The organism is Micromonospora sp. NPDC049107, from assembly GCF_040648595.1.
Taxonomy (GTDB): Bacteria; Actinomycetota; Actinomycetes; order Mycobacteriales; family Micromonosporaceae; genus Micromonospora.
Genome location: NZ_JBEZEC010000008.1, coordinates 80573 through 97374 on the forward strand (window position 1 = coordinate 80573; position 16802 = coordinate 97374).

Annotated in this window: 16 protein-coding genes; 5 read left to right on the top strand and 11 right to left on the bottom strand. The window is 71.6% G+C overall.

All coding sequences use genetic code 11. The features are described from left to right. Positions 1-18 precede the first annotated feature (18 nt). From AB0B55_RS20365 to AB0B55_RS20375, 3 genes are all read right to left on the bottom strand, one after another. Positions 19-522 (bottom strand): flavoprotein, encoded by a 504-nt coding sequence (locus tag AB0B55_RS20365; protein WP_357172916.1) that lies wholly within the window; start codon positions 520-522, stop codon positions 19-21. An 84-nt stretch (positions 523-606) separates the two neighbouring features. Continuing rightward, the gene (locus AB0B55_RS20370) at positions 607-1146 is read right to left on the bottom strand and encodes an isochorismatase family cysteine hydrolase (protein ID WP_357172919.1); all 540 of its coding nucleotides are present in this window, start codon (positions 1144-1146) and stop codon (positions 607-609) included. Continuing rightward, positions 1143-2303, bottom strand: coding sequence for a helix-turn-helix domain-containing protein (locus tag AB0B55_RS20375; RefSeq protein ID WP_357172922.1), 1161 nt, complete (start codon positions 2301-2303; stop codon positions 1143-1145). Before AB0B55_RS20375 ends, AB0B55_RS20370 begins: the two co-directional genes overlap by 4 nt. A 226-nt stretch (positions 2304-2529) precedes the next feature. Between AB0B55_RS20375 and AB0B55_RS20380 the strand changes: the two genes are divergently transcribed. Further along, positions 2530-3660 (top strand): FAD-binding oxidoreductase, encoded by a 1131-nt coding sequence (locus tag AB0B55_RS20380; protein WP_357172925.1) that lies wholly within the window; start codon positions 2530-2532, stop codon positions 3658-3660. An 88-nt stretch (positions 3661-3748) separates the two neighbouring features. On the opposite strand, the gene AB0B55_RS20385 is transcribed toward AB0B55_RS20380, so the two are convergent. Further along, positions 3749-4627, bottom strand: coding sequence for a cellulose binding domain-containing protein (locus tag AB0B55_RS20385; RefSeq protein WP_357172928.1), 879 nt, complete (start codon positions 4625-4627; stop codon positions 3749-3751). Positions 4628-4757: 130 nt separating this feature from the next. Here AB0B55_RS20385 and AB0B55_RS20390 point away from each other — a divergent pair, with 130 nt between their 5' ends. The 3 genes from AB0B55_RS20390 (at position 4758) to AB0B55_RS20400 (ending at position 6987) form a co-directional block, all read left to right on the top strand. Beyond that, positions 4758-5105, top strand: a complete 348-nt coding sequence (locus AB0B55_RS20390; protein ID WP_357172931.1) for a beta/gamma crystallin domain-containing protein — start codon at positions 4758-4760, stop codon at positions 5103-5105. A gap of 215 nt (positions 5106-5320) precedes the next feature. Next, positions 5321-6226: a hypothetical protein gene (locus AB0B55_RS20395; protein ID WP_357172934.1), complete on the top strand. Its 906-nt coding sequence runs from the start codon at positions 5321-5323 to the stop codon at positions 6224-6226. Between the two features lie 137 nt (positions 6227-6363). Then, positions 6364-6987, top strand: a complete 624-nt coding sequence (locus AB0B55_RS20400; protein ID WP_357172937.1) for a hypothetical protein — start codon at positions 6364-6366, stop codon at positions 6985-6987. A 5-nt stretch (positions 6988-6992) separates the two neighbouring features. Here AB0B55_RS20400 and AB0B55_RS20405 read toward each other — a convergent pair whose 3' ends face one another. The 5 genes from AB0B55_RS20405 to AB0B55_RS20425 form a co-directional block, all read right to left on the bottom strand. Next, on the bottom strand, positions 6993-7361 hold the full coding sequence (locus AB0B55_RS20405) for a DUF4180 domain-containing protein (protein ID WP_357127844.1): 369 nt from the start codon (positions 7359-7361) through the stop codon (positions 6993-6995). Then, positions 7354-7803 (bottom strand): helix-turn-helix domain-containing protein, encoded by a 450-nt coding sequence (locus AB0B55_RS20410; RefSeq protein ID WP_357172940.1) that lies wholly within the window; start codon positions 7801-7803, stop codon positions 7354-7356. Before AB0B55_RS20410 ends, AB0B55_RS20405 begins: the two co-directional genes overlap by 8 nt. A gap of 108 nt (positions 7804-7911) precedes the next feature. Further along, entirely contained in the window at positions 7912-9693 is a 1782-nt protein-coding gene (locus AB0B55_RS20415; protein WP_357172942.1) for an FtsX-like permease family protein, read from the bottom strand. 1 nt (position 9694) lies between these two features. Continuing rightward, on the bottom strand, positions 9695-10408 hold the full coding sequence (locus AB0B55_RS20420; RefSeq protein WP_357127835.1) for an ABC transporter ATP-binding protein: 714 nt from the start codon (positions 10406-10408) through the stop codon (positions 9695-9697). Continuing rightward, positions 10405-10944: a PadR family transcriptional regulator gene (locus tag AB0B55_RS20425; protein WP_357172945.1), complete on the bottom strand. Its 540-nt coding sequence runs from the start codon at positions 10942-10944 to the stop codon at positions 10405-10407. Before AB0B55_RS20425 ends, AB0B55_RS20420 begins: the two co-directional genes overlap by 4 nt. Positions 10945-11048: 104 nt before the next feature. Between AB0B55_RS20425 and AB0B55_RS20430 the strand changes: the two genes are divergently transcribed. After that, a complete protein-coding gene (locus AB0B55_RS20430) occupies positions 11049-14453 on the top strand; it encodes an AAA family ATPase (RefSeq protein WP_357172948.1) in 3405 nt (1134 codons plus the stop codon). Positions 14454-14926: 473 nt separating this feature from the next. Here AB0B55_RS20430 and AB0B55_RS20435 read toward each other — a convergent pair whose 3' ends face one another. Both AB0B55_RS20435 and AB0B55_RS20440 read right to left on the bottom strand, forming a co-directional pair. Continuing rightward, positions 14927-15790, bottom strand: a complete 864-nt coding sequence (locus tag AB0B55_RS20435; protein ID WP_357172951.1) for an ABC transporter permease — start codon at positions 15788-15790, stop codon at positions 14927-14929. Beyond that, on the bottom strand, positions 15787-16800 hold the full coding sequence (locus AB0B55_RS20440; protein WP_357127823.1) for an ATP-binding cassette domain-containing protein: 1014 nt from the start codon (positions 16798-16800) through the stop codon (positions 15787-15789). The genes AB0B55_RS20435 and AB0B55_RS20440 overlap by 4 nt, the downstream gene beginning before the upstream one ends. Positions 16801-16802: the final 2 nt, after the last annotated feature.

The window sequence follows — 16802 nt, forward strand, 5'->3', positions numbered from 1 at the left end:
CCTCACCCGACTGGCGACTCATGCAACGCGCACCGCCCGCAGCGCCTCGACGACCACGCCCCAACGTCCCGGCCCGTTCACCGAGTTCAGCGGCTTTCCGTCCGCCACGATCACGCCGGCAGCGCGCAGGACCGTCAGGTGACCCGCATAGGCGGGATGCGCGGCCAACTCATCCTTGGTGTGCGGGAACGCGATGATCGGCAGCCCCGCGCCCAGCGACTCGTTGAGGACGCCGAGCGCCAACGTGTCGTTGATGCCCAACGCCCACTTGGTCACCGTGTTGAACGTGACCGGGGCGGCCACCACCACATCGGCGGGCGGATGGGGCTCGGGGTCGCCGGGCATCCGCCACTCCACGCGTACCAGATAGCCGGTCTTTTCTTGCAACGCCGCTCGATCGAGCCACGGCGCGGCGGTCGGGCTGACGATCATGCAGACCCGCCACCCATCGACTAAGAGCAGATCGACGAGCTCGTCTATGTGTTCCGCCGGACCCGCGGCGCAGACGACCAGATACAGCACTGGGTGTTCCGTCATGCCCGCAGTTTGCCCGAGTCGGGCGATGTGCAGTGGAGCCGATGCTGAACTGAGCCGTCGCCGCACCGCTCAGACTTCGACGCCCACGTCGTCGGTGCTGATGAGCTGGTCGGCGCCGATGAACCGGCGGGCAACGAGCAACCCAGCGTCGTGTGCGGCTTGTCCACCGTGACTGGCGGACGCGTCGGTCACGAGCCAGGGCGTTAGGTCGCGCTCGAAGGCATCGACCGCGGACTTCAGTACGCAGCTCTCCGTCGCCACTCCGCAGAACACCAGGTCGGTCCACCCTTCCTGCGACGTCAAGGCGTCCCCCTCGAAGGAGAAGTACGAGTAGATCTTCTTGTCGATGACGGCTCGGGCGCGGCTCGCGTGCTGCGCCAGCTCAGGCACGAGCTCCGTCTCGGGTGGGTGCTGCACCGAGGTCCAATGGATCAGTCGCTCGAATGGGCTGCCGGGGTAGTTGTGGTAGCGAGTGAAGACCACTGGCCGTCCGGTCGCCTCCCAGCGATCGACGAGCTCAACGACCTTCGGGATGACGCCTCGGCTGCGGTTGTTGATGAAGCCGTTCTGCATGTCGATGACGATCAGGGCAGCGCGCTTCTCGCTCATGTGTCGACTCTGCCACTCAACCCGGCGGTCTCGCGAAGGGCAGTCTGGGCCTGCATCAGGCGTTCCGGGAGGCCGCTCGTTGAGAGCGTCGCCTCGCGCATCATGCAATGCTGCGAAGTCTCGCGTGCCCTGGCCGTCGTCAACCGCGAGTACGCAGCACGGAGGAAGCGCCAGCCGAATTCGGGTGGCATCGCAGGATCATCTCCGTCCTCGACCTGCCGCTGGATGTGACGGCAGTAGGCCCAGAGCATCTGCACGTCGATCTCACAGGACACCAGGTCATCAATCATGAGGGCCTGCTCGGGGGAGAGCGCGTGGTACGCCAGACCCGCCCAACTGGCGTAGCCCACGGAGAGTCCGTGCACTCCGAACGACTGGATTGACGGCTGATCGAAGCCTTGGGCTAGCAAGCGGCGTTCGACGTGATCGCGTACCGGTTTAGGTGAGGGGTGTGCGCGCCGGTTGACCAGTGCAGACGGCAGGCTCATGAGGCGTAGTGCGGTCTCCAATTCGGCGCCGGTCCAGGCCGGCTCTTCCAGGATGTACATCGACAGGACGTATTCGGGCGCGCCGCGATCGGATGACGGGACGGGCGAGCTGAGCCGCGCCACTTGTTCGGCCGCCCATGGCAGGTCCTGCTCGTAGCTGGCATACCGCCAAGCGGCGAGTAAGGCCAACGTGCGGAAGTACAGCTCTTGCCTGAGGTGCAACACCACGACACCGCAGGCGAAGACGTGCGCTGTACAGCTCCCTTCCGCATGAGGTACCCCAGCGGTCGAAACCTCTAGCCACTCGTGTGGTCGCGAGTGAAAGCCCTCCTGCGCAGCGAGTTCCGCAGCCGCCGCCGCACCTGTGTATACCGGTATGAACTTGTGCGACTGGACCTTGTACAGGTCGCCGACGCGGTTGGCATCGAGGTCAGTCCTGCTAGTGGCGGCGATGAAGCGATCTGCTGCCTCACCTCCGGCTCTGCTGAGCGCGGTGTCGAGCGCCGCCTGCATCTCCGGCCGAGGATGCACCGCGTCTCGGCCCGCTTCCCATTTGGAGACGGTCCGCTCACTAACGCCTAGGTTCTCCGCGAAGTCGCGAATGCTCATGCGTAGGGCTTGTCGCAGCGCACGGGTTTCGCGGCCTGTCCACGCCTGGACAGTAGGCAAGGTTTAGCCCCCGATCACGTCGTGGCAGCTCCGGTCAGCCTAACGACTTCGATGCAGCATAGGTACAGCGCAAGTACAGAGAGTGGTCATATCGCGGCATCAGATGCTTGAACAGGATGGATGCATGGCCCGGGGCGGGTGTTCGGCCTCGGAGTTGCGCCGGCCCTCATCGGCGCAGCTCTTCCCGCCCCGGTGCCAGCCCACGATTCGACGACTTGGAGCCGGCATGCCCATCGTGATCGACGACGACCTCCCGGCCCGCATGAGCCTGGCCGCCGCCTGGGAGTCGGTCGACGTGCGGGCCGCCGCCGACTTCTGGTGCACAGTCGAAGACCGCCGGACCGGGCTGCTCCCACGCCGCGACGCGCCGCTGTTCTTCACCGCGCTGGGCCGCCTCCTGGTCGGCGGCGACGACCAGGCGAACCGGGCGGCGCTGCTCCAGGTGCTCGGCCGCGCGTACCGTCACTTCGACCTGCTCCCGCACGTCACCACCGTCGGCGACGCGTTGCTCGCGACGGTGGCCCGTCACGCCCAGCCGGTGTGGACGCCGCAGCTCACCGTCATCGCCGAGCGCGCCCTGTGCCGCGCCACGCAGGCCATCCGCCGGGCCGCCGCGCTCGCCGGCGACGGCCGGGCCTGGTGGCACGTCGAGGTGATCGGGCACGATCGGCCGTCGCCCGACATCGCCATCCTGACGGTACGTCCCTTGCGGCGACTGCCGTTGCTGCCAGGTCAGGCCGTGCCGGTCTGCACGCCGCGTCGGCCGGGGCACTGGCGTTGGCTGTCGCCGGCCAACGCCCCACGCGCGGACGGCACCGTCGAGCTGCACGTCCGCGCCGTACCCGCCGGCACCGTCTCCCACCGCCTGGTTCATCAGGTACGCCCCGGTGAGCTGCTCTGGCTCGGCCCACCCGTCGTCACCGGGCTGAGCCTGGACCCGGCGCGTACCGATGATCTGCTGCTCGTCGCCGGTGGCACCGGGCTGGCGCCGCTGCGCGCCCTGGTCGAGCAGGTCGCCGCCGCACCGGACGGTCGGCGGGTGACGCTTGTCGTCGGCGCGCGTACGTTCATCGACCTGTACGACGCGATCGCCCTCGACAAGCTTCAGTGCGCCCACGACTGGCTGACGATCGTGCCGGCCCTCTCCGACGACCCCTGCGCCGAGCCGGGCGAGCAGGGCGACGCTCTGACCATCGCCCTCGACCATCACCGGCCCGGCCAGGACATCTACGTGTGCGGCCCACCCGCGATGGTGGCCGCCGCCCGGGCGCGGCTGCTGGCCCTCGGCATACCGAACGCCAGGGTCCACATGCCCCAGAGCTTCGGCCGACGCGCCAGCGGACCGTGTGGTCCCTGAGTGGGTGATGCCGGTGAGTCATCAAGATGACGCACAGGCATCAGGCTCGTCAGGTCGGGGCCGACTGCGGACCGGCCTCCCGCGCGTGTCAGGTGTTCGTGTCGCCGAACTCGCGTACCCCGTCGACGTCGAGCGTGATCCGCCCGTTCTCGGTCCACTGGCCGGTGGCGGCGAGCCAGCTCGGGTCGTCGCGCTCGTCGATGTCACTCCAACTGTGCCGGTGGTGCCGCAGCTGGATCGGCCCGGTCGACTGGCCCGGCGCGAGCGTACCGTCGGTGAAGGTCAGCTCCACCCAGCCGGGGACGGCGGTGCCCGGCTGGGGATTCGGCGGCGCCGGCGTCGAGAGCCCGGCCGGCCCGCCTGGGGGGACGAAGAACTGCACGGTCTGCCGGATCCGTTGGCAACCCAGCGCGGCCCAGTCGCAGTTCGGCACCAGTGAGGTGTTGCCGCCCTCGAAGCGCAGGTGGTAGCGCACCCGCACCGTGCTCAGGTCCAGCGGCGCGGTGCCGGTGTTGGTGACCTTCAGGAGGTGCTGGATCTGGTTGTTCGTCGGTGACCAGTCGAGGTTGAGATAGCTGACCGTCGCGCGACCGCTGGCGGTGCGCACGGTCGTCGTGAGCGAGGTGTCGGAGTAGCCGCCGAGCGCGCGGGCGGCAACCGCGATCCGGTACGTCGTGCCGGGTGCCAGGTCGGTGAGAGTGATCGTGGTGTCCGTGGTGGAGCCGAGGAAACGGTACGTGTTGGGGCCCAGCGGCACCTGCACCTCGTAGTTGATCGGCTGCTCCGCCCCGGGCTCGACCCAGGCGGAGGGCGCCCAGCTGAGCGTGAGCCGATGCGGCTCGTTGGCGACCACGGTCGGAGTGCCGGGGGTGCTGATGGCCGGGCCGTCGGCACGGGCCACGCCGACGGCGAGCAGGCTCGCCAGCGCGGCAAGGGCGACGGCGGCGGTGACGCGGCGAGCGGGCATAGCCGAATGGTAGCCGCCATTCATAAAAATCAATAAATATCTCCCTCGGCGGTGAACCACCGGGTCGTCCCGGGCGTAGTGGTGGCGCGCACGACACCACTCCCACCGGAACAGAAAGGACCCCGCGTAGATGAAGACGCGCGTCAAGAAGATCGCCCTCGGTGCGGTGGCGGGCCTCGCCCTGACCATCGCGCTCCCGGCCAGCCCTGCCCTGGCCATCAACTCGGTCGGCTGTGGCACCCGGACGGACTTCCTCAAGCTCGACATCACGCTCGGCACCGTCGGCATGTCCAAGTGCTTCGCCAGTCGGGGCGTCACGGCCGTGAACATCGGCGGCGTCCACCACTACACCTCGGGCAACAACAAGGTGACTGTCAACTACGAGGCCGGCGGCCAGTACCACACGAGCACTGTCGACAAGTGGTACGGAGTGGACTTCGGCCGCACGGTAAGGGTGTACGAGGTGCGGATCTGGTGACCACTGGCCGGCCACGCCGGTCGCGTCCGTGATCGGGGGGCGTCCTCACCGCACGTCAGCGCGGCGGAGGGCACCCCTCATGGTCCGCTACGCGACGTAGTCGGCTTGGAGATAATGCCTGGTCAGGTGGCTACCTAGCGTGAACCCGTCATCACGAACGGCCTCGACGTCGGCTTCGCACTGCCGCCCCGTCCGGCCTCAGACGGGAGAAACACATGCGTACTCAGAACACGGCCCGCCGGTTCGGCGCTCGCGCGTCCGTACCCGTGCTCATTCTTCTCGCGACCGGAGCGGTGCTCGCCCCGGCGAGCCCGGCGTCCGCCGCGGTCCCCGGCCTGGTGCGGATCGCCGCGACAAGCGTCAGCGACTCGGCCGACTTCCGCAGCGTCACAGCGACATGCCCGGTCGGGAAGGTGCTCACCGGCACCGGTTACGAACTCAACGGCGTCACCGGCGAAGGCGTCGTCGACGACCTGCGCCCCAACGGCGGTGTCGCCACGGCACCGACAGCGGTCACCGTCGGCGCCTACGAGACCGAGGCGTTCGCCGGAAACTGGTCGGTGACGGCGTACGCGATCTGCGCCAATCCGCTGCCCGGCCTGGTCCGGGTCACCACGGCCGGCGTCAGCAACTCGGCCGACTTCCGCAGCGTCACAGCGACGTGCCCGGTCGGGAAGGTGCTTACCGGCACCGGTTACGAACTCAACGGCGTCACCGGCGAAGGTGTCGTCGACGACTTCCGCCCCAACGGCGGTGTCGCCACGGCACCCACAGCGGTCACCGTCGGCGCGTACGAGTCGGACGCCACGACCCTGAACTGGTCCGCTACCGCGTACGCCATCTGCGCCAACCCCCTCGCGGGCCTGGTGCGCGCCTCCACGGTGGGTGCCAGCACCTCGGCCGACTTCCGCAGCGTCACGGCGACCTGCCCGGTTGGGAAGGTGCTGACCGGCGCCGGCTACGAACTGAACGGCGTGACCGGCGAGGGCATCGTTGACGACTTCCGCCCCAACGGCGGCCCCGCGACCGCCCCGACGTCCGCCGCGTCCGGCGCGTACGAGGAGGACGCCTTCGCCGGCAACTGGTCCGACACGGCGTACGCCATCTGCGCCACGCCGTAACGGCCACGTGCGGTGGCCGTCCCGAAGGCAGGGGCGGCCACCGGCGTGTTCGTTCCCCCCATATGGAGTCAGCGGGCTGTCGTCGGTGTGCCTCGGCCATAGCGTCCGGACAGGGACGCGAGTCGAGGGAGGCCACCATGATTAATGCTGTGCCGCAGGAGCGAACCCCGGTCACCGTTCGGGTGGATCGTTGGCGGGCCGGACTGCCGCCGGACGCGTGGCCCGACGCCTTCCCGGCGAGTGGCGAGGTCTGGCGGCGCGACGTCTTCGCGGTCGCCGAGGCGTGCCGTGCTGGCGTCGCGAGTCCCCGTCACCTGCTGGCGGCCGTACTGGCCTGGGCCTACGGCCCCATCGGGTACGGCCCGTGGCGCGCCGCCAGGTCACTCGCCGCCGACCCCGACGGCAAACGCCTGGCGTACGCGCTGGAGGGGGTGTGCACCCCGAAGCCCGACGAGGAGGCGTTGCGGACGGCGTACCGCCGATTCAGCGACCCCAACCACGCTCGTCTGCCGTGGTTGGGGCCGGGCCTGTTCACGAAGGTTCTCTACTTCGCGGGGTACCGGCGCGGCGCGGGCGGGGTGCAGCCATTGATCCTCGACCGTGTGGTGGCCGGCCAACTCCCCGCCGAGGCGGGTGTCGACCGCCGCAACGGGTGGTCGTCCGAGGAGTGGCTCGCCTACCTGCGCTGGGCGGCCGAGGCGGCTCGGGTCAGGCGGGTGGAGCCGGACGCGGTGGAGATGGCGGTCAGGCCCGACCGGTGAGCGGGCTATCGGGCGGCGCGCAGTCGATCGTCGAGGGCGTCCAGGTCCGGCACGAACCAGATCTGTTCGCCCCGGTTCGACTCGTGCACCAGGGCGCGCAGCGCCGAACTTCCCGCGAGCTGCGTCGAGATGTCGCCGACCACGGCGAGCCGCAGCCGGTAGTTGACGAACTTCTGCATCACGTCACCGGCGAAGCGGGTGCCGAGCGAGAAGAAACGGTCGTCGAGCCGGTGGGCCGGCACGGCCACCACCTGGGCGCCGAGGAAGGCCGCGCCGATCAGGTCCAGCGCGTCCTGCTCGGTGACGATCGGCGGGCCGGCCGGGTCGCAGACCAGCACCGGCACCCCGGCGCGTTCCTGGATCTCGTCAGGCATCGTGGACCTCCCGGTCGAGCAGGCCGTTGTCGGCGTTGAGGACGGCGTCGAGCAGGTGCAGCACCTCGGCGGTGCCGGCGGGATCACCGAGGATGATGATCTTCAGGCGGCGGCGGTCATCGTCGTGCACGGTCTGCACCCGCAGCGGCCGGGCCGGGTCGTGCCCGGTGTTGACGCTGGCCAGTACGAGCGTGCCGAGCCGGTCGGCGGCGGCCCGGTCGACACCGTCGATCTGCACGATGCTCGACACCTCGGCGTGCCCGGCCACGACGGCGGCGGGCGGCCGTCCGGTGAGCGCGTCGAGATCGCTGGCGGCGATCCGATACTGCTTGCCGATCCGGACGGCGCGCAGCCGGCCGGCGCGGATGTAGCCGCGCACCGTTCGTACGTGTAGGCCGAGCCGGTCGGCGACCTGTTCAACCGAGTACATGTCTTCCGTCATCGTTCCTCATCCTACCTTCATAGGGAAGGATGAGGACTAATAGGGGTGACCGCAGCAGCGTCACTGGAATCAGCGTCAGGTGGTGACCGGCCATCGGCCGTGGTCAGGTCACCCCGCGGAGCGGATGATGTCCGCGACCGGGCGGCGTGCCGCGGCGACGGCGGGAATGGCGGTGACCATGGCGACCGCGAGCAGGACTCCGAACGCCGTGGTGAGCGTCCAGGCAGCGGGTGGGTATCGCTCGCCATCGAAGAACAGGTAGAGGCCGATGCCGAACGGGATCCCGAGCGCGACGCCGGGCACGGCGGGGAGGAGTTGTGCCACGGCCAGGCCCAAGCCGGTCTGGGCGGGGGTCGCGCCGAGCGCGCGGGCGACCGCCAGCGGTTGCCGGGTGTCGAGGACCGCCGTCCACGTGCTCACGATGGTGTTGAGCAGCGCGAGGAAACAGGCCATCCCGGCGACGATCAGCATGGCCTGGAGGGTTCGTTCGTTGCGGGGGTCGGGGAGTTCCGCGTAGCCGAGATTCAGCGGATCGTCGTCCTGCGCCAGGATCGTGAGGACCGCGGCCAGGGCGGCCGTGGTGATCAGGGTGTTCACGGTGACGAGCCGGGCGCGGTGTGCCCGCCGCGCGTTGATGCGTACGCCGATCAGGAGGGCGGTGGGCAGCCGGCGCGACAGCCAGATGGCCCAGCGCCGACGGCGCGGTGGCGTGGGCGCGTCGGCCAACGCGTGCACGGTGGTGGTGACGGCGGCGCGGAGCACCGGTGCCAGGGTCGCCGCGACGGCGATCGAGAGGGCGAGCGCGGTGCTGGCGATCACCACGCGCAGCGGCGGGCTCATGACGCCGACGCCGACGAATCCGGCGCTGGTGCGGAACAGCAGAGGTGCCGCGACCCAGCCGGCGGCCAGGCCGGCCCCGGCGGCGGCGAGCCCGATCACGAGGTATTCGGCCAGGTGGACGGCGGCGATCACGGCGGGCCCGGCGCCGACGGCCTTGAGTAGCCCCACCCGGCGGCGGCGGGCGATGACGCGGCCCGCGACGATACCCGCGACGCCGATCACCGCGAGGCCGGTCAGCAGCCAACTGCCGACCACCAGGGCCGTCTCGGCCTGCCCGTTCTGGCGACCACTGCTGTCGGCGATGTCCCGCGCCGAGCGGAAGCTCCAGCCGCGGTAGTAGGGATTGCTGCCCGAGGGGTCGACGACGCCGGCGCCGACCTCCGGGTCGGCCAGTTTGAGGTTCAGCGTGTACGACAGCGGCTGGTCCCCGGCGATGGTGGCGATGTCACGACGATCGACCCAGACCAGGCCGCCCTTCTCCACCAGGTTCGAGCCCGGCAGGTGCCAGTGGACCTGCGGGTACACCGGCCGGGCGGCGGTCACCGCGAGTCCGGTCACGTGCAGGGGGTGGCCGCCGACGCTGACCGTCTCGCCGAGGTGTAGGCCGAGCGCGTCGGCGAAGGTGCGCTCGACGACCACGCCGTCGGGGCGTACCCAGGTGCCGTCGGTCACGGCCGGTCGGTTGACCGCGGCCGGCGTGCCGTCGCGGCCCTCGACGATGACCCGGACGGTTGTGTCGCGGGCGGTCAGCGCCAGGAAGGCCAATGGATACGGTCCGCTGTGGTCGGTGACGCCGGGCAGGGTGGTCAGTGGCGCGAGCGCGTCCAGGGCCCGCGGACCGGGGAAACCCGTCTCCACCACGAGGTCCGGGCCTGCGGTGGCGTCCCGGGTCCGCTCGTACGGGCGGGTCACGAGTTCGTTGAGTGTGAGGCCGAGGGTGAGTGTCGCGGTCGCCGCGGTGATGGCGACCAGCAGCAGCACGGTCTCCGTCCGGTGCCGACGCAGGTCCCGCACCAGCAGTCGCCACACGAGCAGCAGGCGGCCCGCCACGTCAGCGCACCCCGTCGTGGACGCCGGCGAGCATGCTGTCGTCGGCGAACGCCCCGTCACGCATGGAGATCACCCGGTCGGCGACCGCCGCGATGCGGGCGTCGTGCGTAACCACCACGAGGGTCTGCCCGGCGCTGCGCAGGTCCTCGAAGAGCCGCAGCACCTCCAGGGTCGCGGCGCTGTCGAGGTTGCCGGTGGGTTCGTCGGCCAACACGACCTGCGGTTCGTTGCTCAACGCGCGGGCGATGGCGACGCGTTGACGCTGACCGCCGGACAGCGCCGAGGGCAGGTGCGTGGCGCGGTCGGCCAGCCCCACCTGGTCGAGCAGGTGCAGGGCGCGTCGGCGGGCGCGGCCAGGCGACCGACCGGCCAGCAGCGCGGCCATCTCGACGTTCTCCACGGCGGTGAGTTCGTCCATCAGGTGGAAGGACTGGAAGACGAGACCGATGTGGTCGCGCCGCAGCCGCGCCAGGGCGCGCTCGCTCATCGTGTCGATCCGGTGGTCGGCCAGCCACACCTCGCCGTCGGTGGGACGCTGGAGCCCGCCGAGCAGGTGCAGCAGGGTCGACTTGCCGCATCCGCTGGGGCCCATGATCGCCACCGCCTGGCCGGCGGGCACGTCCAGGTCCACCTCGTCGACCGCGCGGACCAGCGCGTTGTCCCAGCCGTACCACCTGCTCAGCCCGCGTGCCCGCAGCGCCAACGACCCGTTCATGCCCCCGCCTTCCGTTCCGCGCGACCGCGCTCGGTCCACATGCGTTCGCACGCCTCCAGCCACTCCAGGTCAGCCCGCAGCCGCAACACGACGCCCTCCAGCAGCAATCCGGCGACCGGATCCACCGACCGCTCCAACGCCGCCCGTTGGGCGTCGCGCAGCCTGCGCAGCACCTCCCGCCGCTGGGCGTCCACCAACGCGACCGGATCGGCAAGCCGGGCAGCCGCAGCGGCCACCAGCTTCAGGTGAAACTCCGCGAGGTCCGGCTTCGGCCAGCTCACCTCGATCAGCCAGCCGGCGACACGCTGCTGCCCGGCGGGCGTCAACGCGTAGACCCGGCGGTCCGGCCGATCCGGCAGGCCGTCGGCCCGCTCGGAGGTCACCAGGCCGGCCTTCGCCAACCGGGCCAGCGTCACGTAGATCTGCCCCGCGTTCATCGTCTCGCCGAGGGGGCCGAGCGCACCGCGCATCCGGTTGCGCAGCTCGTACCCGTGCGCCGGCTCCTTGGCCAGCATGGCCAGCACCACGTCCTGCACTCCGGCACGCCCCTTCAGATTGACCGCTAATAGATAACCGCTAGCTATGGCACTGTCAAATCTCGACGGTCAGCGTCGGTGGGGTCCAGTACCGTCTGGGAACCATGGACGCGCGCGTCGGCGACGCCATCATCGGGCGGGATCACCCCGCGGGTCTGCTGCGCGCCGAGTTGGATCGGGCCGCCACGAGCCACGGTGGTCTCGTCCTGGTCACCGGCGAGCCCGGCATCGGCAAGACCACCCTCGTCACGTCTGTGGCGCGGGAGGCCCGCCGGCGCGGCGCGCTCGTGCTCGGCGCGGCCTGCTGGGATTCCGACAGCGCCCCCGGCTACTGGCCGTGGGTGCAGGTCCTGCGCGCCCTGCGCCGCTCCGCCGACGACTGGGCGCTCGCCCGACCGGACGCCGAGCCGGCCCTGGCCGCCCTGCTCGGTGAGACCGGCACCGGTGACGTGCCCAGCCTCGCCGCCGCCTGGGCCGGCTCGGACGACGGCAGCCACGTCGCCGAGCAGGAGGCGTTCGCCCTGTACGACGCGGTGACCGCCGCGCTGGTCGCGGTCTCGGCGCACCGGCCGGTGGTGGTCGTCCTCGACGACCTGCACTGGGCCGACCCGGCCTCGCTGCGGCTGCTGGCGTTCGCCGCCCAGCACACCTGGTTCGAGCGGCTGTTGCTGATCGGCACGTACCGCGACGCGGAGGTCGAGGCGGGCGAGCACCCGTTGCGCCCGCTGCTGATGCCGCTGGTCGCCAAGGCCACCACGATCACCCTCACCGGTCTCGCCCGCGACGAGGTGGCCGCGTTGATGGCGCGTACCGCCGGTCGGGAGCCCGCCCCCGACCTGGCGGACGAGGTGCACCGCCGCACCGGCGGCAACCCGTTCTTCGTCGAGGAGACCGCGCGGCTGTGGCACGCCGACGGCACCACCGGCACGATCCCGCCCGGCGTACGGGAAGCGGTGCGACAGCGGCTCGCCCGGCTGCCCGCCCCGGTGGTCGAGGCGCTGACCGTCGCCGCCGTGCTGGGGCGTGAGTTCCACCGGCAGGTCCTGGCGGCCAGCGCGGCGATACCGGTGGCGTCTGTCGACCGGCTGCTCGACGACGCGGTGACCGCCCGGCTCGTGGCCGCCCGGGGTGCCGGCCGGTTCACCTTCGCCCACGACCTGGTCCGCGAGACCCTGTACGACGGGCTCACCACCGACGACCGGCAGGCCCGCCACGCCGCGGTGGTCCGGGCGGTGGATCCGCCGACCGCGCTCACCGACCGGCTCATCCCGGCGGATCTGGCCCGCCACGCCTACCTGGCCGGCGCGGCGCTGGACCGGACCCGGGCCGGCGAGCTGCTGGTCGCCGCCGGGCGGGACGCGTTCGCCCGGCTCGCCGCCGACGAGGCGGGGGTGCACTTCCGCCGGGCACTGGAGATCGTCGAGGACCCCGCGCAGCGGATTCGCCTGCTCGTCGACTTCGGCGAGGTGCAGTACCACCACGCCGGCCGATCCGAGGCCGCACGCCTGTTGGCCGAAGCCGCGACGCTCGCCCGTACGCTCGACGACCCGGTGCCACTGGCCCGCGTCGCGCTCACCGTGCACCGCGCCCGGCAGGTGGACACCACCATCGCCGTTGACACGACGGACCTGGTGCGCGAGGCGTACCAGCGGTTGATCGGCGAGCCCGCCCCCACCGCGTCGACGGGCGCGCTGGTGGCGGACCTGATCACCGCGACGGAGACCATCGCCCGTCGTGGTCGCGACGACGAGGCGCTCACCTTCAGCCTGTGGGCCCGCCACGACACCACCTGGGGGCTGGGCACCGCGGCGGCACGGGCCGCACTCACCGCCGAGATCCGGGACGTGGCCCGCCGCTCGGGCGACCGGGAGACCGAGCTGTGGGCCACCTCGCTGCGCTGGGTGGCGTTGCTGGAACTGGGCGACCCGCGCTTCATGGAGGAGTTCACCGCCTTCGTCACCGTGGGTCAGCACGGCGAGTTGGCCCGTCCCCGGATGGCGGCGGCCGTCGACGGCGGGATCATCGCGGCGTTCCGGGGCGACTTCGCCGAAGCGGACGAGCGATTTCGCGTCATCGTCGACCTGTCCGACCCGGGGCATGCCGAGTTCGCCTTCATGGGCCACCACCTGCGCTGGGCCCGGCTGCTGTTGCAGGGGCGCTTCGACGAGATCGACACGCTGCTGCACGAGTGGGCGCCGACCGACTACCCGTACCGGGAGCTGCTGTCGGCCATCACGGCGGCCGAGCGTGGCGACGACGAGCAGGCGGTGCGGTTGACCGCCGGCATCGAGGCGGCCGGCATCCACTACCCGCGTCCGGTGTCGCCGCTGTGGCTGCGGCTGCGCGCCCAGGCCGCCGCCGCGTCCCGCGATCCACGGCGCTGCGACGACGCGCGGGCCGCGCTGGTTCCGCACCGTGGGCAGTGGGCGGTGGGGCTGTTCGGCTGCGACATCAGCGGGCCCATCGACCACTGGCTCGCCGTGGTCGACGCCGCGCAGGAGCGTTGGGACGACGCGGTCACCGGATTCACGGCGGCCCGTGACGCCGCCGACCGGATGGGCTCCCGACCCTGGTCGCTCATCGCCCGCGCGGGGCTGGTGAACGCCCTCGCCGGCCGCGACCAGCCGGGCGACGCCGCCACGGTTGCCCAGTTGCGCGCGAGCACCGTCCGGGACGCCGCCGCCCTCGGCATGAGGCAGGTGCTCCTCCGGCTCGCCGACCCGGACCCAACCCACGCCGAGCCGGACCAAGGCGGGCTGGCTCACGCCGTGTCGGGGCCCGCCGTGTCGGGCCACGCCGTTTCGGGGCCCGCCGTTGGGTGGGCCGAGGGCAGCGTGCTGGGCGATGTCGCGCTCGCCGGCCAGGCCGGCGGGAGAGGCCACGCAGGCGAGGGCGACCAGGTCGTCGGGGGCGGCCCGGCCGTCGGCCGGCGTCAGGTGACGCCGCCCGACCCGACGATCGAGGGGTACGCGTTTCGACGCGACGGGCCGGTCTGGCGGCTCGCCTACGCGGGCGTGGTGGCGCACCTGCCCGACGCCAAGGGCCTACACGACCTGCACCTGCTGTTGAGCCGCCCCGGCGGCGACGTCCCGGCGGTGGAACTGCTCGACCCCGCCGCCGGGCCGGTGCTGGTGGCCGCCCGTCGGATGGGCGGCGACCCGGTCCTCGACGACGAGGCGAAGGCCCGCTACCGGCGGCACCTGACCCGCCTCGACGACGAGATCGACCGGGCCGTTGCCCGCGACGACACGGCGAAGGTGTCCGCGCTGGACGCCGAACGCGGCGCGCTGCTCGAGGAGCTGCGCGCCGCGGCGGGATTGGCCGGCCGGAGTAGACGGCTGGGCGACGAGGCCGAACGGGCCCGCAAGACTGTCACCGCGCGAATCCGCGACACCCTGCGCAAGCTCGACGAACGCCATCCCACGCTCGCCACTCATCTGCGCGATTCGGTCTCCACCGGCGCCACCTGCCGCTACCTCCCACAAACCCTCCCACCCTGGCACCTCTAACCCCCGCCCCCCGCCCCCCGCCCCCCGCCCACGCCCCCGCCCACGCCCGCGCCCCGCCCGCGCCCCGCCCACGCCCGCGCCCGCGATCTTGCCCGCGCCGCCCACGCCCCGCCCACGCCTTGCCCGCGCCGCGATCTTGCACTTTCGGTTGTGGATCTGGGTGCTCTCGTGGCTTTTGTCGCCACAGAAAATGCAAGATCGCGGGGAAGTCGCCATCAGGTCCTGTCGATCATGGAGTTGTGGTGCCTGGTTTGAGCATTTACAGGCCGCTTTGTCACCCACCACAACTTCATGATCGGCGGCCCGGGTGTGGGGGCGGGGAGCGGCGGCGCGGGTGTGGGGCGGCGGCGCGGGTGTGGGGGTGGGGGAGCGGCGGCGCGGGTGTGGGGCGGCGGCGCGGGTGTGGGGGTGGAGGGGCGGGGAGCGGTGGCGCGGGGGTGGGCGGGGCGGGGGTGGTAGGTGGGGGGTGGGGGTTAGCGGCGGTTGTAGCGGTGCATCGTCAGGGTGCCGAAGACGATGACGAAGCCGGCGCTCCACACCAGGAGCCACATGGTGGCGGAGGCGTCCGAGTGGCCGGACATGACGGCGCGTACCGCGGCCACCAGCTGCGTCACCGGGTTGACCTTCACGAACGCCTGGAGCCAGCCGGGCATGGTGCTCGGCTCGACGAAGACGTTGCTGAGGAACGTCAGCGGGAACAGCACCATCATGCTGACCCCCATCACCGATTTCTCGCTGCGCAGGATCAGCCCGAAGAACGTCCACACCCAGGAGAACGCGAACGAGAAGACCACCAGCAGCCCGATCCCGGCGGCCACCCCGGCGACGCCGCCGGCGGGCCGGAAGCCGAGCGCCAGCCCGACACCGAGGATGACCAGGGCGGCGAGGATGTAGCGCAGCACATCGCCGAAGATCATGCCGACCAGCGCGGCGGGCCGCCAGACGGGCAGCGTCCGGAAGCGGTCGAAGATGCCCTTCTCGATGTCGGTGTTGAGGCCGACCCCGGTGTACATGGTGATCATCACGACGCTGGTCACCATGATGCCGGGCAGGAAGAACTGCAGGTAGTCACGCGGGCTGTCGGCGAGAGCGCCACCGAACAGGTACGTGAACATCAGCACCATGATGATCGGGAACGCGGTCACGTCGAAGAGCTGCTCCGGCACGTGCTTGATCTTCAGCAGGGCCCGCCAGCCGAAGGTGAGCGACGCGCCCAACGCGCTCGGCCGGGCCGGTCGGGCGCCCGGCGCGAGGACGGTCGCCAGCGCCTCGGCGGACGGTACGTAGACCGACGGCGCCCGCTCGGCCGTGCCGGCGGTCGTGGTCGTGTCACTCATCGGGCTGCCTCCAGCTCGTCGTCGCGCTCGTCGGCCGACACGGCCGGATGGTCGGTCAGGGCCAGGAAGACCTCGTCCAGGCTGGGCTGGCCGAGGGAGAAGTCGTCGACGACGATGCCGGCGCGGGCCAGGTCACCGAGCGCACGCGCCGCCTGCGCGCTGGCGTCCAGGTCGGTGCCGGCCTCGCCGACGCGGGCGGTCAGGGCCACCGGATCGGCGGCGAGCTGCACCGGCACGTTCAGCGCCTCCCGGAGCACCTGCTCGGCCTGGGGCCGCTGGCCGGGATCGCGCAGTCGCAGGTGGACGGTGCCGGAGCCGACCGACGACTTCAGTTCGCCCGGCGTGCCCTCCGCGATCACCCGGCCGTGGTCGACGACCGCGATCCGCCCGGCGAGCTGGTCGGCCTCGTCGAGGTACTGCGTGGTCAGCAGCACGGTCGTACCGTGCGACACCACGGCCCGGACGATCTCCCACACCTGGTTGCGGCTGCGCGGGTCGAGGCCCGTCGTCGGCTCGTCGAGGAAGAGCAGGTCGGGAGTGTTCAGGATGCTCGCGGCGATGTCGATGCGCCGTCGCATGCCGCCCGAGTACTTCTTGACCTGGCGGTCGCTCGCCTCGGTCAGACCGAACGCGGCCAGCAGCGCCGCCGCGCGGTCGCGGGCTTCCGGCTTGCGCAGGCCCAGCAGGCGGGCCAGCAGCACCAGGTTCTCGGTGCCGGTGAGGTCCTCGTCGACCGAGGCGTACTGGCCGGTGAGGCTGACCCGGCTGCGAACCTTGTCGGCCTCGGCGACCACGTCGTGCCCGAAGACCCGCGCCGTGCCGCCGTCCGGGCGCAGTAGCGTCGCCAGCACCCGGACCGCCGTGGTCTTACCCGCCCCGTTCGGGCCGAGCAGGCCGTAGACGGTGCCGGCGGGCACCCGCAGGTCCATGCCGGCCAGCGCCCGGGTCTCCCCGAACGTGCGGGTGAGCCCTTCGGCCTCGATGGCCAGGCCGGTGGCGCGTCTGTTCATCA